19 protein-coding genes are annotated in these 18885 nt (G+C 54.8%); 10 read left to right on the forward strand and 9 right to left on the reverse strand.

The window, feature by feature from the left end; translation table 11 throughout:
- Positions 1-14: 14 nt before the first annotated feature.
- The 5 genes from otsA to araF all read right to left on the reverse strand — a co-directional run bounded on the left by otsA (position 15) and on the right by araF (position 5964).
- Complete coding sequence (gene otsA / locus A6013_RS10720; RefSeq protein ID WP_028013656.1) at positions 15-1439, reverse strand: alpha,alpha-trehalose-phosphate synthase; 1425 nt, start codon at positions 1437-1439, stop codon at positions 15-17.
- The gene (gene otsB, locus A6013_RS10725) at positions 1414-2217 is read right to left on the reverse strand and encodes a trehalose-phosphatase (RefSeq protein WP_069733033.1); all 804 of its coding nucleotides are present in this window, start codon (positions 2215-2217) and stop codon (positions 1414-1416) included. The genes otsA and otsB overlap by 26 nt, the downstream gene beginning before the upstream one ends.
- Before the next feature lie 176 nt (positions 2218-2393).
- Entirely contained in the window at positions 2394-3374 is a 981-nt protein-coding gene (araH, locus tag A6013_RS10730; RefSeq protein WP_032644894.1) for an arabinose ABC transporter permease AraH, read from the reverse strand.
- 14 nt (positions 3375-3388) lie between these two features.
- Entirely contained in the window at positions 3389-4903 is a 1515-nt protein-coding gene (gene araG / locus A6013_RS10735) for an L-arabinose ABC transporter ATP-binding protein AraG (protein ID WP_069733034.1), read from the reverse strand.
- A 71-nt stretch (positions 4904-4974) separates the two neighbouring features.
- A complete protein-coding gene (gene araF / locus A6013_RS10740; RefSeq protein ID WP_008500409.1) occupies positions 4975-5964 on the reverse strand; it encodes an arabinose ABC transporter substrate-binding protein AraF in 990 nt (329 codons plus the stop codon).
- A gap of 787 nt (positions 5965-6751) precedes the next feature.
- On the opposite strand from araF, the gene A6013_RS10745 reads away from it, so the two are divergent.
- Positions 6752-7255, forward strand: coding sequence for a non-heme ferritin-like protein (locus A6013_RS10745; protein WP_028013660.1), 504 nt, complete (start codon positions 6752-6754; stop codon positions 7253-7255).
- Positions 7256-7418: 163 nt separating this feature from the next.
- Entirely contained in the window at positions 7419-8762 is a 1344-nt protein-coding gene (locus A6013_RS10750; protein WP_047367826.1) for an anaerobic C4-dicarboxylate transporter, read from the forward strand.
- Between the two features lie 40 nt (positions 8763-8802).
- On the opposite strand, the gene A6013_RS10755 is transcribed toward A6013_RS10750, so the two are convergent.
- From A6013_RS10755 to A6013_RS10760, 3 genes are all read right to left on the reverse strand, one after another.
- A complete protein-coding gene (locus tag A6013_RS10755; RefSeq protein WP_008500405.1) occupies positions 8803-9054 on the reverse strand; it encodes a DUF2766 family protein in 252 nt (83 codons plus the stop codon).
- A gap of 109 nt (positions 9055-9163) precedes the next feature.
- Positions 9164-9247, reverse strand: coding sequence for a stress response protein AzuC (gene azuC / locus A6013_RS26785; protein ID WP_014884364.1), 84 nt, complete (start codon positions 9245-9247; stop codon positions 9164-9166).
- A 118-nt stretch (positions 9248-9365) separates the two neighbouring features.
- Complete coding sequence (locus tag A6013_RS10760) at positions 9366-10004, reverse strand: RpiB/LacA/LacB family sugar-phosphate isomerase (RefSeq protein WP_028013662.1); 639 nt, start codon at positions 10002-10004, stop codon at positions 9366-9368.
- A 254-nt stretch (positions 10005-10258) separates the two neighbouring features.
- On the opposite strand from A6013_RS10760, the gene yecR reads away from it, so the two are divergent.
- The 3 genes from yecR (at position 10259) to tyrP (ending at position 12755) form a co-directional block, all read left to right on the forward strand.
- Complete coding sequence (gene yecR, locus A6013_RS10765; RefSeq protein ID WP_069733035.1) at positions 10259-10597, forward strand: YecR family lipoprotein; 339 nt, start codon at positions 10259-10261, stop codon at positions 10595-10597.
- Positions 10598-10800: 203 nt separating this feature from the next.
- On the forward strand, positions 10801-11298 hold the full coding sequence (gene ftnA, locus A6013_RS10770; RefSeq protein ID WP_069733036.1) for a non-heme ferritin: 498 nt from the start codon (positions 10801-10803) through the stop codon (positions 11296-11298).
- Positions 11299-11543: 245 nt separating this feature from the next.
- On the forward strand, positions 11544-12755 hold the full coding sequence (gene tyrP / locus A6013_RS10775) for a tyrosine transporter TyrP (protein ID WP_041909407.1): 1212 nt from the start codon (positions 11544-11546) through the stop codon (positions 12753-12755).
- A 34-nt stretch (positions 12756-12789) separates the two neighbouring features.
- Here the strand turns inward: tyrP and A6013_RS10780 are convergent, their stop codons facing one another.
- The gene (locus tag A6013_RS10780; RefSeq protein WP_028013666.1) at positions 12790-13458 is read right to left on the reverse strand and encodes a YecA family protein; all 669 of its coding nucleotides are present in this window, start codon (positions 13456-13458) and stop codon (positions 12790-12792) included.
- A 415-nt stretch (positions 13459-13873) separates the two neighbouring features.
- Here A6013_RS10780 and A6013_RS10785 point away from each other — a divergent pair, with 415 nt between their 5' ends.
- The 5 genes from A6013_RS10785 to A6013_RS10805 all read left to right on the forward strand — a co-directional run bounded on the left by A6013_RS10785 (position 13874) and on the right by A6013_RS10805 (position 18880).
- Complete coding sequence (locus A6013_RS10785) at positions 13874-14995, forward strand: branched-chain amino acid ABC transporter substrate-binding protein (RefSeq protein WP_069733037.1); 1122 nt, start codon at positions 13874-13876, stop codon at positions 14993-14995.
- Positions 14996-15094: 99 nt separating this feature from the next.
- A complete protein-coding gene (locus A6013_RS10790) occupies positions 15095-16009 on the forward strand; it encodes a branched-chain amino acid ABC transporter permease (RefSeq protein WP_028013668.1) in 915 nt (304 codons plus the stop codon).
- A gap of 11 nt (positions 16010-16020) precedes the next feature.
- A complete protein-coding gene (gene livM, locus A6013_RS10795) occupies positions 16021-17295 on the forward strand; it encodes a high-affinity branched-chain amino acid ABC transporter permease LivM (protein ID WP_069733038.1) in 1275 nt (424 codons plus the stop codon).
- A complete protein-coding gene (locus A6013_RS10800; protein ID WP_045260336.1) occupies positions 17292-18167 on the forward strand; it encodes an ATP-binding cassette domain-containing protein in 876 nt (291 codons plus the stop codon). The genes livM and A6013_RS10800 overlap by 4 nt, the downstream gene beginning before the upstream one ends.
- Positions 18164-18880 carry an ABC transporter ATP-binding protein gene (locus A6013_RS10805; protein WP_048956505.1) on the forward strand — a complete coding sequence of 239 codons (717 nt, stop codon included), beginning with the start codon at positions 18164-18166 and terminating at the stop codon, positions 18878-18880. The genes A6013_RS10800 and A6013_RS10805 overlap by 4 nt, the downstream gene beginning before the upstream one ends.
- Positions 18881-18885 lie beyond the last annotated feature (5 nt).

Raw genomic sequence — 18885 nt, forward strand, 5'->3', positions numbered from 1 at the left:
CCCCCAGAGGAATATCAGGCGAGTTTAGGGAAGGTCGCGATCTTTTTTTGCAGATCGCCTTCGTGACTTTGCGGGGCTATTTCGCGTAGATCCTGAATAAAACGCGCCTGCCAGTGATTTATATCGTTATTCCGGATCGTCTCCATCATTTCGGCATGGCGGGAAATTCGCTCCGTCAGCGGCATGGTCAGCGCGCGGTTGAGTGCATTTGCCACATCATCCCGATCGTAAGGGTTAACGAGCAGCGCTGAGGTCAGTTCGTTCGCTGCCCCGGCAAACTGGGAAAGCACCAGCACGCCCGGATCCGCCGGGTCCTGAGCCGCCACGTACTCTTTTGCCACCAGGTTCATCCCGTCACGCAACGGCGTAACCAGGCCAACGTCGGCGTAGCGGAAGACCTTCATCAGGATCTTACGGTCAAAATGCTGATTCAGATAAAAGAGCGGCGTCCAGCCCAGTTGGCCGTAGCGCCCGTTGATGCGCCCTGCTTCTGTCTCCAGCTGATGACGAATATCCTGATAGGCCTGCACTTCCCCGCGCGACGTTGGCGCGATCTGGGTATAGCGGATTTTACCGTGGTGCTGAGGGTATTTATCCAGCAGCGTTTCATACGCCAGGAAGCGTTCCGGCAACCCTTTGGAATAATCCAGACGCTCTACCGAGAAGATATTCTTCACGTGCTTGAGTTCATTCTTAAGCTGGGCCAGCTTCGGCGGCAGCGGGCCCGAGGCCTGTTCCGCAATTTCGTCGGGTTCAATACCAATCGGATAGACCTCGGTGTGGAAGGTTTTGCCCCACGCCGTATGGGTTTTGCCGCCGTTGGTTACCAGGCGCGTTTTGCCTGACACGGAGTCCAGGAACGCGAGACGGTCATTTTCGGTCTGGAAGCCCAGCAGGTCATAATCACACAGCGCCTCCAGCAGTTCTTCATGCGGCGGCAGCGCGGTGAAAATTTCCGGCGTCGGGAACGGAATATGCAGGAAGAAGCCAATCCGGTTATTGACTCCCCTTTTACGCAGCTCTCTGGCGAAGGGGAGCAGATGATAATCGTGGATCCATAAAATATCGTCTTCCTCAATTAAAGGCAGCAGTTTATCCGCCAGCAGCGCATTCACCCGCGAGTAGCCCTCGAAGGATTCACGCTGGAATTTCACCAGGTCAAGACGATAGTGAAACGCAGGCCACAGGACCGCATTGGAGAACTGCGAGTAATACTCGTCATAGTCTTTCTCTTTGAGCGCAAATGATGCCCACGTAATGTTCCCGCGCGTCACCTTTTTAAGCGGTTTCTCTTGTTCATTGATTTCACCGCTCCAGCCAAACCACAGCCCGCCAGCAGCTTTTAAGGCACCTAATACCCCTACCGCCAGGCCACCTGCACTGGCTTTTTTATCATCAGGCGGTGCAATTCGGTTAGAGACGACGACTAAGCGACCCATAATGGTTTCCCCCTTTGTTTTGCGCTATTTGTTGTTGTTGCTGGTTAGCGATATCAGAAATCCACTGCCAGACGGCATCGACATTCGCCAGACGCCATTCAGCGACAGTGTCACCAGGCCCCACCTTGACGGCGATCCCTCCGGCCTGTTTCACCACGCGAAAACCGGCCTCATCGGTCAGGTCATCGCCAAAAAATACCGGTGTACGTCCCTTAAATGGCGGTTCCGCCATAAACGCCGCAATAGCGGCCCCCTTATTGATGCCCTCAGGTTTTATCTCAACGACACACTTCCCCGGCTGCAGCGCGAGCTGCGGATGTGCATCGGCCACGCTGCGGGCAATCGCAAAGATCGCCGCTTCGTGATGCGGAGCCTGCCGATAGTGCAAGGCGAACGCCATGCCTTTCGCTTCCAGTTCCGTGCCCGGGAGCGACGCCAGCGCCGAGGAGAGTTCAGTATGTAACGCCTGAATTAAGGTATCGGGGAGTGATACAACATGCAGTTGATCATGGATATCGCGGCGCTCCGCTCCGTGTACACCGGCCAGCGGAAAGTGGTAAGGACTGGCGAGCACGTCCAGCTCGGCCATTGAGCGCCCTGAAATCAATGCCAATGCGCCCTCGTTCAGTCGAGAGAGCTGCTGCAAATTCTCTAGCACCGTATCCGGTACGACCACGTCGTCAGGATGCGGCTGGATCCCGGCGAGCGTCCCGTCGAGGTCAAAAAAGAAAGCATATTTTCCGGGCAGTACAGGCGGTGCGGTTAACAAGTCAGCCACCCTAATCCTCCTTACGGTTTACGAGAGGTAAACGCCTTTACCTCTTTCATAGCCATGTAAGTATAGACAGTGTGATGGGCCTCGCCATTTGACAACCGCCCCGCCAGCAAAACTGGCGAGGCGGTTCAGAGGTCAACTATGGTTATTAGTTGAGCAATAAAAAGTCAGCGCTGGGGTTACACGGTACGCTTCGCTTTTTGCTTGTAACGGTCGAAAATCACGGCTGCCAGCAGGATCAGGCCGCGCACGACGTACTGAGAGAACGGCGAAATATTCAACAGGTTCATGGCGTTTTCCACCGTGCCCAAAATCAGGATACCGGCCACCACATATGAGATTTTTCCGATGCCTCCCTTGAGGGAAACGCCCCCTAAAACGCACGCCGAGATGACGATCAGCTCATAACCGATAGACGTCATTGGCTGGCCGCTGGTCATACGCGACGCCAGAATAATCCCCGCCGCGGCGGAGACCAGCCCGGAGAGCACGAAGATAATAATCTTGGTGCGTACAACCGGCACCCCTGCCAGACGGGCCGCTTCTTCATTGCCGCCGATCGCCAGCGTATTACGGCCAAAGGTGGTGCGGTTCAGCAGGAAGCCGAACAGGATCAGGCAGGCCACGGTGAGCCAGATAGGCGCAGGCAGGCCCAGCCAGTTGGCGTAGCCCAGCGTAAAGAAGCGCTCGTCTTCAATCCCTACCGCTTTACCGTCGGAGATGATATAGGCCAGACCGCGGACTATCTGCATCGTTGCAAGCGTGGTAATCAGGGCATTAATCTTCAGGCGTGCGATAACAAAACCGTTCACCAGGCCGCTGATCACGCCGAGCAACAGACCGGCAAAAACGCCAATCCACAGGCTTTCCGTCATATTGATCACCACCGCCGTGGTGACGCCCGCGCAGGCGATAACCGAGGCCACCGACAGGTCGAAATCACCGGAGGCCAGACAGAAGAGCATGCCGCAGGCCACCATGCCGGACATGGAAATCGCCAGTCCCAGCCCTTTCATATTAATGAAGGTGGCAAAATTAGGGACGAAGATTGCACAGGCGATGAAGAGTGCGGCAAAGACCACCAGCATGCCGTACTGATCCCAGATGCGTCCAAAACTAAAAGCCGACTTCGGCGCTCCGGATGTAGTAACAGAGGACATCATTAACTCCTTACTCAGGCGACAGCCTGGCTGACTTTAGGCATGGCGAGGTTCAACGCCTGTTGTTCATTCGCCTGTTCATGAAGTAATTCACCGGCGATTTCGCCTTCGCGCATCACTACAATGCGGTCAGCAACGCCAAGCACCTCAGGCAGATCGCTGGAGGCGAACAGCACCGCCACGCCGCGTTTTGCCAGTTCATATATCACGTTGTAAATCTCGTGTTTTGCGCCCACATCGATACCGCGCGTCGGCTCGTCCAGCAAAATGACCTTCATATCCTCCGACAGCCAGCGGCCTAAAATGGCCTTCTGCTGGTTTCCTCCTGACAGATTCATAATCAGCTGTTCCGGGCCCGGCGTTTTGATATTCAGCGAGCGAATATGATGGTCGGCGTTGCTCGACTCCCAGCCGTCGTTAATCAGGCAACCCGCGCGGATAAATTTACGCCGGGCGGAAATGTTGATGTTGTCGCGCACCGAATGCACCGGAATGATCCCCTCCGCCTTGCGGTCTTCCGGGCAGAGCATCATCCCGGCCCCGATTGCGTGGGCGGGTTTCTGGATATCCACCTGCTCGCCGTCAATGGAGACCTGCCCTGCGGTAATGCGTGTACCGCCGAACAGCCCTTTCATCAGCTCGCTGCGTCCCGCCCCAACAAGGCCAAACAGACCGACGATCTCACCGCTGCGTACGGATAACGAAACCGGCGTTCGCACGCCCGGCGCTTTGACGTTGTCCAGACGCAGACGCTCGGGGCCGTACTCGCGCGGTTTCCAGTGATAGATATCGCCCAGATCGCGCCCGACCATCGCCTGAACAAGCTGATCATGGTTAACCTGCTGCATATCGGTAAAGGTGCGCACATAGCGCCCATCCTTAAATACGGTGATGGCATCGCTCAGGGCAAATATCTCCTCCATGCGGTGCGACACGTACAAAATGGTGCGGCCTTCCTGCCGCAGCTCGCGGATCACGCGGAACAGGTTTTCGATTTCACGCGCGGAAAGCGAACTGGTAGGTTCATCAAAGGCAATAACCCTGGCGTTACGCGCCAGCGCCTTGGCAATTTCAACCATCTGCCACTGGCCGATGGAGAGGTATTTCAGCGGGGTCTGGGGATCGACGTCCAGACCAAGATGCTTAAGCTGCAGCCCCGCTTCATAATTAAGTAGCGAACGATTCACCACGCCGCTTTTGTGCGGAAGCTGGCCTAAATAGATATTTTCGGCCACGGTCATCTCAGGGATGAGGTGCAGTTCCTGATAGATAATGGCGACACCGGCGTTGAGCGCCGCCGTGGTATCGGCAAAGGCCACCTCTTCACCGCGAATGGCCAGCGTGCCGGTTGTTGGCGCGTAGTTGCCGCTGAGGATTTTTAGCAGCGTGGATTTCCCCGCTCCGTTTTCCCCCATCAGGGCATGAACCTGGCCGGCATAGCAGTCGAAGCTGATATCGGTCAGCGCGTTAACACCGGGAAACGTTTTCCCGATGCCGCGAAAAGAGAGATACGGATTAGACTGTTGCATAACGACTCCGTGATTCCTGTAGTGTGTACGTCTGGCCCCTTACGGCGAGTAAGGGGCACAATCACAGCGTATTACTTACCGCCCAGTCCCTTTTTCGCCAGTTCCTCTTTGAAGTTGTCGCGGGTAATCAGCACCACGTCGGTCACTTCGGTAAATTTCGGCGGTTCAGCCCCTTTGGTTACCCAGTTGTAGAGCATTTCACTGGATTTGTAGCCGTGAACGTCCGGGCTTGGCAGCAGAGAGCCGTAGAAGCCGGTGGCCTGCGCTTTGGACAGCTCGCTCACCGCATCCACGCCGTTGATGCCGATCCCGATAACGTCAGGCGCCTTGAAGCCCTGACCTTCCGTCGCGCGCACGCCGCCCAGCACGGTGTTGTCGTTCATGCCGACCACCAGCCAGTGCTTCACTTCCGGGTGCTGGACCAGCATAGAGTTCGCCGCGTCAAAGGCGCCCGGGATGTCGTTAGATTTGGTTGGCACTTTATAGATCTGTTTTTCAGGGAAGCCGGCCGCTTTCAGCGCGTCCATTGAACCGGTCGTACGACGACGCGCCGTGTCCAGCTCGTCTGCGGTGATGGCCATGACGGCGGTCTCTTTCACATCCCAGCCGCGTTTCTGCATCTCTTTATAAAGCTCCTGCCCCTGACGTTCCCCAATTTTGGTCGCCGCCATCATGACCAGCGGAACGCTGTCCATCGGTTTGCCTTTGGCGTTAACGAACTGATCGTCAACCGCAATAACCTTCATGTCGTAACCGCGGGCTTTCGCCGCGATGGCCGAACCGAGCTTTGGATCCGGCGTGCAGATCACAAAACCTTTCGCGCCGCTGGCCGCCAGGCTGTCGATGGCGTTCAGGGTTTTTTCACCGTCCGGCACGGCGATTTTAATCACTTCAAAACCTAAATCTTTTCCGGCTTTATCAGCGAATTTCCATTCGGTCTGGAACCAGGGTTCTTCCGGCTGTTTTACCAAAAAACCGAGTTTTAAATTCTCAGCGATAGCGGATTGTGACATAACGGCAGCCAGACCGATGGCCGCCAGCGCTTTAGTAAATTTGTGCATGGTAAACTCCAGCTTTAGCATTCTTTTCTGTAGGGAAGATTTGCGTGCTTCTTATTTAATCGGACTTAAAACAAGGCATTAGCGCTTACCTCGTCATAAGCGTTATTGCTGGTGATAGTTTTAGCGGGAAATTAATCATCCATAAGAGAGCCCCATCACACCGCAGAATTACAGTAATTGCGTACATAAATTCAGCGAAAAATGACATAAAAAAGGCAGGAATTGTCTGACAAATGAAAGCTGGGTAAGCAGAATTATCCATAAGATTAGCTAAGAAATCCCTGATGCCTTACGGCGGATGTCGCTGCGGCTCTCCCCTGACGGGGATCCATGCTTTTCATCAAAAAAACGAACGCATCATGAAAAGGCGTTATTCCGTTAAAATTGACTTAGCGCAAATTCAGCAACGCATCATATATTTGAAATGAATAATCTGTATTTATTTTTCTTACAGAGCAATATTCCGGCTAAATGTTCACGAAAGTAAATCAGTATCCCTCGAAAGACACTTAGCTTTTAATATCAAGAGGTTAAGAAAATCCCCTTTGATGACTATATATTTGTATTTTTGTACTATATTAAACTTTGTAATGTATGGTAAACACAGCCTAATTAAGAGTTTTCTTAATCATAAGACAAAGGTATGCTTATTTATATCGAACACAGGAAGTGAATTTTCGATCGATTTTAGTCACTGCAAAAATTGCAATTCTGTTTTTCTTCGTATTTGCCTGGCTGTCAGGTTAAGCAGCGGACATCACGTCCCACAGTCTATAAGGATATGAGTATGGCTACCCAAACGATGATGCAAAAACTTAACGCGCAGATGAACCTTGAGTTCTACGCCTCGAACCTGCACCTTCACTTAAGTGCATGGTGTTCTGAAAAAAGTCTCACGGGCTCTGCCACGTTCTTTCGTTCACAGGCACAAAGCAACGTCACCCATATGATGCGCGTCTTTAACTTCCTGAAGGCCGCGGGGGCTAACCCGGTTGTTAAAGCCCTTGATGGGATCAACGAAAACTACTCTTCTCTGGAAGAACTGTTCCAGAAAACTCTGGAAGAACATGAGCAGCGCTGTACGACGCTCAACAAGCTGGCCGATGAAGCCAGAGCACAGCATGACATCATCACTCTTAAATTTTTACGCGATATGGATAAAGAACAGCAGCAGGACGGTATGCTGCTGAAAACGCTGGCGGATGAGATCCACAATGCGCGCCAGGCCGGTTTACGCCCGGAGCAAGCCGACCGCCACCTGCTCGATCTTGTGACGGTGCAGCACCACTAAGCGTTTAACCTGCCTTGGCCCTGGTTCAGGGGGGCAGGTTCCTTCTTATTTCCCCAACCCTCTGCTTTTGCTGAAATTTAACAAATCAGATCTCGCTCTCAACGATTAACCTTACAAAATGTAATTATTTATTTAATTACATAATCATTGACGAGGGAAAAGCATGATCACCATTGAGTTTGTTGTCATTCTCCTCTGCCTGCTGACGGGAACACGTTTCGGCGGCATGGGGCTTGGGTTAATCAGCGGTATTGGCCTTTTTATTTTGTGTTTTGTCTTTGGGCTCCAGCCCGGCAAGCCTCCGGTTGACGTCATGTTAACCATTCTCGCGGTGATAGGCTGTGCCGCTACCCTGCAGACCGCGGGTGGCCTCAACGTCATGATGCAGTTTGCTGAACGCCTGCTGCGCAAACACCCGCAGCACATCACGCTTCTCGCCCCTTTTACCACCTGGATGCTGACCTTTCTGTGCGGCACCGGGCACGTGGTCTACACCATGTTCCCCATCATTGCGGATATCGCCCTGAAAAAAGGGATCCGCCCGGAACGCCCAATGGCGGTGGCATCGGTGGCATCCCAGATGGCGATCACCGCGTCTCCGGTTTCCGTCGCCGTTGTGTCGCTGGTCTCCATCCTGGCCGCACAGCATGGGATTGGGCACGCCTGGGGGATCCTGGAAATCCTCGCCGTATCGGTTCCCGCTTCGCTTTTCGGCGTCGCGATCGCGGCCCTGTGGAGTTTACGTCGGGGGAAAGATTTAGCTGATGACGGGGAGTTTCAGGAGAAACTGAAAGATCCCAAACAGCGCGAGTTTATCTATGGCGGCACGGAGACGTTAATGAACCAGCGTTTTCCGAAGCAGGCCTACTGGTCGACATGGATTTTCTTTGCCGGTATTGCGGTGGTAGTCCTGCTCGGGGCTTTCCCCGAACTGCGCCCGTCCTTCGAGCTGAAAGGTAAAATGACGGCCCTGTCGATGAACCTCGTCATTCAGATGATGATGCTCATCGCCGGTGCCGTGATGCTGATGGCCTGCAAGGTCAATGCCTCAGCCATCTCAAACGGTGCGGTATTCAAGGCCGGTATGGTGGCGATCTTCTCGGTGTTCGGGGTGGCGTGGATGAGCGATACCTTTTTCCAGGCGCATCTCGATGAGTTAAAGCTGGCGCTGGAAGGGGTGGTGAAAAGCCATCCGTGGACGTATGCCATCGTGCTTTTCCTGGTGTCGAAGCTGGTAAACAGCCAGGCGGCGGCCCTGACGGCCGTGGCGCCGATGGGATTGATGTTGGGCATCGATCCAAAAATGCTGATCGCCTTCTTCCCGGCGTCCTACGGCTATTTTGTTCTGCCGACCTACCCGAGTGATTTAGCCTGCATCGGCTTTGACCGCTCGGGAACAACCCGCATCGGCAAATTCATCATTAACCACAGCTTTATTCTGCCGGGGCTAATTGGCGTGAGCTGCGCCTGCGCGGCGAGCTACCTGTTGGTCCAGACCTTCTTTTAACGTTTTCAACGGGCGACACGCGCGGTCGCCCGTTCGCGTTTTAATGAGACTCGCCCTGCGGCGTAAAGCGCAGTTCAATCAGCGCGATGGCTTTCTGGATCGCGCGAAGCGTCACCGGGTCGGCAGCCGCGGGATGGCTGGCAAAATCGATGTTTTTCAGCTGCGTGGACATCTTCTCGCGCACTTCAACCGGTGCAATAACGTCCAGAACATCAAGAATTTGCTTGATAACCAACTGACAGGCGACAACGTCAGAGACCAGTTCCTGATCGGCGCTCAGGTTTTGTGACATGGGGCTTTCTCCTTATTCAAAGGCCGCCATAGTATCAAAACGTGGCCCGTGACATCTGCCCTTCATTGCCGCAGGACACAAAAAAACCCGCCGAAGCAGGTTTTTTTTATCAGAACATGGCGCCAGGCGGCACGTCTTTAAAAGTGCGGCAGTAATTGGCCCACATACTTTTCAGGATTTTGCGCAGTTTCATTGTGATGCTCCATTAACTTGTTATACAACTTTATAGTCAATGTGCCTATAATATGACCATCGTCACAAAAATCAATATTTTTGTGACGTATATCACAATTTAAACTGCGCAGTGCGCATTAACCCACGATACTGCGAACAAAATCCTCGATCGCCTTATCCTGGCAATTTTCAAAGAAGCACTGCTGGAAACGCGGGCCGGAAACAGCGGTCTTCACCAGCTCAGGATCGATGGCGCGCAGCGAGTCAAGATAGTTATCTTTTACCACGGCCGCTTTTACCTGGTTCAGAATACCGGCGTTACGCACCTGCGGCTCTTTACGCTCTGGAGGATAACCCTCCCCTTTTCGGCCGGTAAACGCCTTTTCAAAGATAAAGCGAACGTTTAGCTCCGCTCCCCAGCCAAACCCTTTGGCAAAAGGCAGCGAGAGCGCATTGCCGTTATTGATTTGCGCGAAGAGAAACGCGTCTGCGGGATCGATGCAGTAGCCGCATATCACGCCAGGGTGGATGTTTAACGACATCAGCGCCCCCTGCCCGGTGCCGCAGCCGGTGACCACAAAATCCACCGCTTTCGCATTCAGCAAAATGCTCGCCATAATGCCCAGGTGGATGTAGGTCAGGTGATGATCGTTTTCGTCGCTCATACCCACGTTGTAAACCGGGAACCCTTTTTCATCGGCTACCGTTTTCAGCTCTTTTAATATGACTGGGTTTTTAGCCGCCTGGCTGTTTTCCATCATCAGTGCAATTTTCATCGTGTCTCTCCAGAATGCGCTGCGGGCGCTCCCCGCCATGGATACCTGTTCCCGTTCATTCTGGCATCAAATAAACAGACTTTCAAAGTAATTGAAATGCAGTTTTAAAAACTAAATGCACGCTCACAATTTTGTGAAGGGGAGGATCTACGCCGTCCGTTGCAAAGAGTGAGGGTAGATCGTCCGGCTATTCCTGGCATTGCAGCGGGCATCTGCGGGTACGATAACGTATTTCCATCCACTCAGAGCGAACCATGAAAAGAGCCATCGTAGTCGCTACAGTCCTGCTGCTCGCGGGATGCAGCGTTAAACGCCAGGCGGAAATCAGCAGCCTCGACGCGCCGAACGGCATTGTCCGCCTCGACTATGGCCAGGCCGTGCTGCAAAACGCCTGGTCCGATGAATATGTTAATAACGGTACCGCGGTAAAAGCCTGTCAGAACATGGGCTATGCCACCGCCTCTGCCTACGGGCAGCCGGTCAAAACCTGTACCCTGACAAGCGGCTCTTTGTGCCTGAACGAGAGCGTTACTATCCAGTATAAGTGCATGGGGTATGCCGTTAACCCTAAGGCAAATAATCCCTGGTATTAATCAAAGCTGCCAGCGTTTGCTGGCGCTTTATTTAACTAAGAACAAAATAATTCGCATTAATAAAAAATAAATATCGCCAATGCGTTTTATTCCCATTCGTATTTTAAACGAACAAATATTTAATTTTACGTTTTGCAAATAATTAAATAACAAATTATAGTGTCGCTCATTATGAACCCGTAATAATAATCCGGAGCGCCACCATGCTGAAAACTGAAATGATCGACAAGCTCAATGCACAAATGAACCTTGAGCTCTATTCATCCCTTCTCTACCAGCAGATGAGCGCCTGGTGCAGCTATCACAGCTTTGAAGGTGCGGCCGCGTTTCTGCGTCGTCACGCCCAGGAAGAGATGACCCACATGCAGCGCCTGTTTGATTATCTGACCGATACGGGCAGCCTGCCGTGCATCGAGAACGTGGCATCGCCTTTTGCTGAATATAATTCTCTCGACGAACTGTTCCGCGCCACCTACGAGCACGAACAGCTGATCACCCAGAAAATTAACGAACTGGTTCATGCGGCAATGATCGGCCAGGATTATCCAACCTTTAATTTCCTGCAGTGGTACGTTGCGGAACAACACGAAGAAGAGAAGCTGTTTAAATCCGTGCTGGATAAATTATCCCTGGTAGGTAAATCCGGCGAAGGACTTTACTTTATTGATAAAGAACTGTCGACTCTCGATACGCAGAATTAATATCAGCGCGGTGCCGGTTTCCGGCGCCGCGTTAATTTACCTTTCCCGTGCATTAAAACACGCATTTTATTCCCCGTACGCCTTATTTACGTCACGCCTGACCGTCGCGCCACTCAGGATGGGCAGTAGCGCAGTACGTAAACCTTTCATTACACGTCTTGTAACGGTGGTTTGACGAATTACCGCTTTTGCCTTACTCTGCGCCGCAGATTTTGTTGCGGTTAAGCGTCGTTGTAGAGGAAAGCGTGAAGAACAGAACCCTGGGAAGTATTTTTATCGTCGCCGGAACGACGATTGGCGCAGGAATGCTGGCAATGCCTCTGGCTGCCGCGGGAGTGGGATTTGGGATGACCCTGCTGCTGCTTGGCACGCTCTGGGCATTAATGTGCTATACCGCACTGCTGCTGCTTGAGGTTTACCAGCATGTGCCCGCCGATACCGGGCTGGGTTCGCTGGCGGCGCGCTACCTGGGACGCTACGGCCAGTGGATCACCGGCTTTAGCATGATGTTCCTGATGTATGCCCTCACGGCCGCGTATATCAGCGGTGCCGGGGAGCTAATCGCCTCCAGCGTCAACGACTGGTTTGGCTCTGACATTACCCCTGCAACGGGGGCTATCTTCTTTGCGCTTATTGGCGGCGGCGTGGTCTGCGTGGGCACATCGCTGGTCGATCTCTTTAACCGTTTTCTGTTCAGCGCCAAAATTCTGTTTCTGGTTGTCATGCTGGCGCTGCTGGCACCACACGTGCACAAGGTGAACCTGCTGACGCTGCCGCTGGAGCAAGGGCTGGCGCTTTCCGCCATCCCGGTCATTTTCACCTCGTTTGGCTTCCACGGCAGCGTGCCGAGCATCGTCAGCTATATGAACGGTGATGTCCGCAAGCTGCGTCGTGTGTTTGTTATCGGCAGCGCCATTCCGCTGATCGCCTACATTTTCTGGCAGCTGGTGACGCTGGGTAGCATTGACTCTTCAACCTTCGTCGGGCTGATGGCGCAGCACGCTGGCCTGAACGGTTTTCTGTTGTCGCTACGCGAGGTGGTCACCTCGCCGCACGTGGAGCTGGCGGTTCACCTGTTTGCCGACCTGGCGCTCGCGACCTCGTTCCTGGGCGTAGCGCTCGGCCTGTTCGATTACCTGGCCGACCTGTTCCAGCGTCGCAATACTGCCGCCGGACGGTTACAGACAGGAGCCATTACCTTCCTGCCGCCGCTGGCGTTTGCGCTGTTTTACCCTCGCGGGTTTGTGATGGCGCTGGGCTACGCGGGGGTGGCGCTCTCTGTCCTGGCCCTGCTGCTCCCTTCCCTGCTGGCGTGGAAAAGCCGTCAGCAGCATCCTCAGCAAGGATATCGCGTCGCGGGGGGAAAACCGCTGCTGTGCGTTGTGTTTGGCTGTGGGGTAATGATTATTCTGGTGCAGGTGTTGATTGCAGCCGGGATGCTGCCGGAAGTGGGTTAAAGATAAAAGGGGCTATCATCAGCCCCTTTTTTTATCAGTGCAGGCAGCAGCTCTTAAACTTCTTCCCGCTGCCGCAAGGACACGGATCGTTACGCCCCACTTTCGTGCCGTTCACGACAGGCTTCTTCGCTTCCGGCTGCTGCGGGTTCTCCACCCAGTAGTTGTATAAGCGCAGGGCCGCAGGCTGGATGCTTTCGATGCTGGCGATATACTCCTCTTCGGACAGTTCATCCAGCTTCTCGCTGTTCTCTTCCGTTCCGTGCAGGGCAATCACGTCGAGATCGGCCTTCAGGGCTTCCGGCAAGGCTGACCAGTCCGTCAGCGCCACGCCGCGCATGTAGCCATAGCACCACTCTTCGACCACGGTGTAACTCTCACCGTCAACGTCGTTATAGCCGAACAGCGGCTCAAACTGATCCGGGTATTCACTCAGGCGCTCGGCAATATCGTTCATATGCTTAAAGCAGAGATCGATAAAACGGTTCATCTCGCGATCGTTTTTCCAGCGCGGGATGTACTTCTCCCCGCCCCACACCGCCACCAGCCAGGCATCTGGCTCAACGACAACAGGGCCGGAAAGCACTGCAGTAAGCATGCCGTCCAGTTCGGACACGTCAATTACGGACGCATCGTCATGACCGTAAGACATTAATGTCTCTTCCAGCCACGCCATTTCGCTTTCATTTAATGGACCTTCCGTCATCGCGGACACTCCTGATAAAAAAGGAAAGGATCCTACCACAGATCGCACGCCTGCCCTGGCTGAAGTTTAGGTCTTTATTGCTGCAAAAGTGTGCAAATCGTGACCGTTGCACAACTTATGGGCTTTATTGTTAACGATGTGTGATCTCCGCTGTAAATTCTTCTCCTGGCGCAGGGCGGGATAACGCGGCGCTCTATACTCAAACATGTCATAACCCCGTCAAGGGGTTAACCATTCTGGCAACGTTTTTGCTTGCTGTTCTTCGCGCGACGCTGCGCATGGAAACCTCGCCGTATCACGCAGGATGCCGTTCGTTTAGTGCATTTTGTTCTTGCTCGTGTTTTTGGATTGGCTGCGCCCTGGGCGTTCAGGCTTACGCCGTGGTGCAAAAACCTCTTTGCTAAGGACCATAATAATGTCGCTGAAATTTATCAAAACGCCTGTTTCTCTTGTGCTGGCCGGTTGTCTGGTAACGGCATTTTCCGCCCGGGCAGATATCGTGATCGGTGTCGCCGGACCGTTCACGGGCCCTAATGCCACCTACGGCGATCAGTACTGGCACGGCGCAACGCAGGCCGCCGAAGACATTAACGCCGCAGGCGGTATTAACGGTGAGAAGATCAAACTGGTTCAGGGAGATGACGCCTGCGAGCCTAAGCAGGCGGTGGCCGTCGCCAACCGCTTAGTCGACCAGGATAAGGTCAACGCCGTAGTCGGCCACTTCTGCTCCTCTTCCACCATGCCCGCCTCCGAGGTGTATAGCGACGCGGGCATCATCGCGATTACTCCCGGCTCAACTAACCCGCAGATCACCGAACGCGGCATGAGCGACATGTTCCGCATGTGCGGCCGCGACGACCAGCAGGGTCAGGTCGCCAGTGACTTCATCATCGACAAGCTGAAAGCCAAACGCGTGGTCATCATTCACGATAAAGACACCTATGGACAAGGGCTGGCAGACGCCACCAAAGCGGCGCTGGCGAAGCGCGGGGTCAAGGATGTGATGTATGAAGGTTTATCCCGCGGTGAAAAAGACTTTAACGCGCTGGTGACGAAGATCGGCGCGCAAAAACCGGACGTGGTGTTCTTCGGCGGCTGTCACCCGGAAGCTGGCCCGCTGGTTCGCCAGATGCGTGAACAGGGGGTGCAGGCGAAATTCTTCTCCGGCGACTGCATTGTCAACGAAGAGATGGTGACGGCAGCGGGCGGCCCGCAATATACCAACGGCATTTACATGACCTTTGGTAAAGATCCGCGCCTGATCCCGGACGGTAAAGCGGTTATCGACAAATTCCGCGCCGGTAAATTCGAGCCGGAAGGTTATACCCTCTACTCCTATGCCTCCGTACAGGCCATTGCCGCAGCCTTCAAGGCCACCGGCGGCAAAGATTCCGCGAAAGCCAGCGAGTGGCTGAAAGCCAATTCCGTCGACACGGTGATGGGCAAAAAATCCTGGGACAGCAAAGGCGACCTGAAAGTGTCTGACTACGTGGTTTACCAGTGGGACGACAAGGGAAAATATAAGGAAGTGCAGTAACGGGACGGAGTCACGCTCAACGTCGGCGGGCTTGCCCGTCGGCGCGTAATAAACATCAGGCTGCGCGCCTCGCGCAGCCTATAAAACGAGCGCGCTAAGATGAGTACATTCTTCCTGCAGCAGTTAGTCAATGGCTTAACGCTGGGCTCCGTCTACGGCCTGATCGCCATCGGCTACACCATGGTGTACGGCATTATCGGGATGATCAATTTCGCCCACGGCGAAGTGTATATGATTTCCGCCTATCTCTGCGCCATTGGTCTGGCGCTGCTCTCTTTCTTCGGGCTTGAGTCCTTCCCCCTGCTGATTCTGGGTACGCTGGTGTTCACCATCGCGGTAACTGGCGTGTACGGCTGGACTATCGAGCGTATCGCCTACAGGCCGCTGCGCAACTCCACGCGCCTGGCGCCGCTTATCTCCGCCATCGGGATGTCGCTTATCCTGCAAAACTACGCCCAGCTGAGCCAGGGCCCGCGCCAGCAAGGGGTGCCGACCATGCTCGACGGCGTGATTCGACTGCATCTTGGCGACGGGTTCGTGCAGATAACCTACACCAAAGTGTTTATTCTGCTCGCCTCGTTTGCCGGCATGCTGGTGCTTACGTGGATAATCAACCATACCCGGCTGGGGCGGATGTGCCGCGCGGTACAGCAGGATCGCAAAATGGCCTCTATTTTGGGGATCAACACCGACCGGATTATCTCCCTGGTCTTTGTTATCGGCGCGGCGATGGCCGGCCTGGCGGGCGTACTCATCACCATGAATTACGGCACCTTTGATTTCTACGTCGGGTTTGTGATTGGCATTAAGGCCTTTACGGCGGCGGTGCTCGGCGGTATCGGTTCCCTGCCCGGCGCCATGCTCGGTGGCCTTATCCTGGGCGTCGCAGAAGCCCAGTTCTCGGGCATGGTGAACTCGGATTATAAAGATGTCTTCTCGTTTGGCCTGCTGGTCATGATCCTGATTTTCCGGCCCCAGGGTCTGCTCGGGCGTCCGGTTGTGGCCAAAGTGTGAGGAAGAGAATGATGACATCGCACGGTTTTTCTCTCAAGCGCTGCGTTCTGGACGCGATTTTTTCCGGGCTGATTGCGCTGATTATCTTCGGCCCGATTGCTGGCGTGGTGCTGGACGGGTACAGCTTTAACTTTGCCGGACAACGGCTGGCCTGGATGGTCGGCATTGTAATGCTGGGGCGTTTTCTCTTGAGCGCTTTTTTGGGTACCGCCGCGGGCGCTCGTTTCCAGGCGCGCTTCGAAGCCGATAACGCGGGCGTCTATGTTAGGTCTCCGGACTACAAAAGCCGCATGCGCTGGATTATTCCTCTGGTGATTGCGCTTGCGGTTTGCTTCCCGTTTGTCGCCACCAAGTATGTGCTGACCGTCGCCATTCTCGGGCTGATCTACGTGCTTCTCGGTCTGGGGCTGAACATCGTCGTGGGGCTGGCCGGCCTGCTGGACCTGGGGTACGTCGCCTTCTACGCGATTGGCGCGTACGGTCTGGCGCTGGGGTATCAGTATCTGGGGTTAGGCTTCTGGAGCATGCTGCCGCTGGCGGCAATCATGGCCGCCGCCGCCGGTGCCCTGCTCGGCTTTCCGGTACTGCGCATGCACGGCGACTATCTGGCGATCGTCACCCTCGGGTTCGGGGAGATCATTCGCCTGATCCTGAACAACTGGCCGACCTTCACGGGGGGGCCAAACGGCGTGTCAGCTCCTCCCCCCACCTTTTTCGGCCTGGAATTTGGACGACGCGCGAAAGAAGGCGGCGTGCCTTTTCACGAGTTTTTCCACCTGACCTACAACCCGAACATGAAGTTTATCTTTATCTATACCGTACTGTTTCTGGTGGTGATGCTGGTGCTCTACGTCAAACACCGCCTGACGCGGATGCCGATTGGCCGGGCGTGGGAAGCCCTGCGAGAAGACGAAATTGCCTGCCGCTCGATGGGGTTGAATCATGTCCTGGTGAAGCTCTCCGCCTTTACGCTGGGCGCGTCGACCGCGGGGATTGCCGGGGTGTTCTTCGCAACCTATCAGGGGTTTGTGAATCCGACCTCCTTTACCTTCTTTGAATCCGCGCTGATCCTCGCCATCGTGGTGCTGGGCGGCATGGGCTCGACGCTTGGCGTGGTGCTGGCCGCCTTCGTGCTGACGGTAACGCCGGAGCTGCTGCGCAGTTTTGCGGAGTACCGCGTCCTGCTGTTTGGCATGCTGATGGTGGTGATGATGATCTGGCGTCCACGCGGCCTGATCCGCATTAACCGCAGCGGGTTTGCCGTGCGTAAGGGCGTGGCGCCATGAACGGGACGATATTGCGCGTGGAACATTTGATGATGCACTTCGGTGGGATTAAGGCGCTTAACGATGTAAATCTGGACGTGCAGCGCGGCTCCATTACCGCCCTTATCGGGCCAAACGGAGCGGGAAAAACAACCGTGTTTAACTGCCTGACGGGTTTCTATAAGGCCTCCGGCGGCAATATTTTATTTTCTACCCGCACTAAAACGACCAACGTTATTCAGGTCCTCGGACAAAAATTCCAGCCGGGCGACTGGATTAACCCCGCGCAGTTCGGGCAGCGCCTGTTCTACAAAATGTTTGGCGGAACGCACCTGGTAAACCGCGCCGGTCTAGCGCGCACCTTTCAGAACATCCGCCTTTTTCGCGAGATGTCTGTCGTGGAAAACCTGCTGGTTGCGCAGCATATGCGCGTTAACCGCAATCTGCTCGCCGGGATCTTAAACACGCCGGCATATCGGCGGGCGGAAAGCGATGCCCTGGACAGGGCCTTCTACTGGCTGGAGGTGGTGGACCTGGTGGAGTGCGCCAATCGCCTGGCGGGAGAGATGTCGTACGGGCAGCAGCGGCGTCTGGAGATCGCGCGGGCAATGTGTACCGGGCCCGAGATGATCTGTCTGGATGAGCCCGCCGCCGGGCTTAACCCGGTCGAAACGCATAAGCTGAGCAGCATTATTCGTTTCCTGCGCGATCGTCATGACATCACGGTCTTACTAATTGAACATGATATGGGGATGGTGATGGAGATTTCGGACGACATTATCGTGCTCGACCACGGCGATGTTATTGCCAGAGGGAAGCCCGAACAGATCCAGCATGATGAAAAAGTGATTGCTGCCTACCTGGGCACGGACGAAAGCGAGGTGACCCTATGACCGAACCGCTGCTGGCATTTCGCGAGGTGGATGTGTTCTACGGTGCCATTCAGGCGCTGAAGCAGGTCTCCCTGGAGGTCAATAAAGGTGAGACCGTGGCGCTGATTGGCGCGAACGGCGCGGGTAAATCGACACTGCTGATGTCTATCTTTGGCCAGCCGCGCATCCGGAGCGGGCAGATTCTGTTCAGTGGTGACGACATCAGCCATCAATCCACCCACTACGTCGCCTCCGGCGGCATTGCGCAGGCGCCTGAAGGCCGGCGTGTCTTCCCGGATATGACCGTCGAAGAGAACCTGCTGATGGGAACCATCCCCATCGGCAACCGGTTTGCGGCTGAAGATATGCAAACCATGTTCGACCTGTTCCCTCGCCTCAAGGAGAGGCGCAAGCAGCGCGCGATGACCATGTCCGGCGGGGAACAGCAGATGCTGGCGATCGCCCGGGCGCTGATGAGCCGTCCCAGGCTGCTGTTGCTGGATGAACCGAGCCTGGGCTTAGCGCCGATAGTGGTGAAACAGATCTTCCAGACGCTGCGCGAGCTGGCCCGCAACGGCATGACCATTTTTCTGGTGGAGCAGAATGCGCACCATGCGTTGAAGCTTTCCGACCGCGGATATGTGATGGTTAACGGGCAGATCCGGTTGAGCGGCAGCGGCGAGGAGCTGCTGGGAAATCAGGAGGTGAGGAAGGCGTATTTGGGTGGATATTAAAACGC

The organism is Enterobacter sp. IF2SW-B1 (assembly GCF_001743375.1).
Taxonomy (GTDB): Bacteria; Pseudomonadota; Gammaproteobacteria; order Enterobacterales; family Enterobacteriaceae; genus Enterobacter; species Enterobacter bugandensis.

Bases quoted from the DNA above. Each gene is read 5' to 3' on its own strand.
- otsA (WP_028013656.1), bottom strand. From the start codon at position 1,439: ATGGGTCGCTTAGTCGTCGTCTCTAACCGAATTGCACCGCCTGATGAT.
- araH (WP_032644894.1), bottom strand. From the start codon at position 3,374: ATGTCCTCTGTTACTACATCCGGAGCGCCGAAGTCGGCTTTTAGTTTT.
- araG (WP_069733034.1), bottom strand. From the start codon at position 4,903: ATGCAACAGTCTAATCCGTATCTCTCTTTTCGCGGCATCGGGAAAACG.
- araF (WP_008500409.1), bottom strand. From the start codon at position 5,964: ATGCACAAATTTACTAAAGCGCTGGCGGCCATCGGTCTGGCTGCCGTT.
- A6013_RS10745 (WP_028013660.1), top strand. From the start codon at position 6,752: ATGGCTACCCAAACGATGATGCAAAAACTTAACGCGCAGATGAACCTT.
- A6013_RS10750 (WP_047367826.1), top strand. From the start codon at position 7,419: ATGATCACCATTGAGTTTGTTGTCATTCTCCTCTGCCTGCTGACGGGA.
- A6013_RS10755 (WP_008500405.1), bottom strand. From the start codon at position 9,054: ATGTCACAAAACCTGAGCGCCGATCAGGAACTGGTCTCTGACGTTGTC.
- azuC (WP_014884364.1), bottom strand. From the start codon at position 9,247: ATGAAACTGCGCAAAATCCTGAAAAGTATGTGGGCCAATTACTGCCGC.
- A6013_RS10760 (WP_028013662.1), bottom strand. From the start codon at position 10,004: ATGAAAATTGCACTGATGATGGAAAACAGCCAGGCGGCTAAAAACCCA.
- yecR (WP_069733035.1), top strand. From the start codon at position 10,259: ATGAAAAGAGCCATCGTAGTCGCTACAGTCCTGCTGCTCGCGGGATGC.
- ftnA (WP_069733036.1), top strand. From the start codon at position 10,801: ATGCTGAAAACTGAAATGATCGACAAGCTCAATGCACAAATGAACCTT.
- A6013_RS10780 (WP_028013666.1), bottom strand. From the start codon at position 13,458: ATGACGGAAGGTCCATTAAATGAAAGCGAAATGGCGTGGCTGGAAGAG.
- A6013_RS10785 (WP_069733037.1), top strand. From the start codon at position 13,874: ATGTCGCTGAAATTTATCAAAACGCCTGTTTCTCTTGTGCTGGCCGGT.
- A6013_RS10790 (WP_028013668.1), top strand. From the start codon at position 15,095: ATGAGTACATTCTTCCTGCAGCAGTTAGTCAATGGCTTAACGCTGGGC.
- livM (WP_069733038.1), top strand. From the start codon at position 16,021: ATGACATCGCACGGTTTTTCTCTCAAGCGCTGCGTTCTGGACGCGATT.
- A6013_RS10800 (WP_045260336.1), top strand. From the start codon at position 17,292: ATGAACGGGACGATATTGCGCGTGGAACATTTGATGATGCACTTCGGT.
- A6013_RS10805 (WP_048956505.1), top strand. From the start codon at position 18,164: ATGACCGAACCGCTGCTGGCATTTCGCGAGGTGGATGTGTTCTACGGT.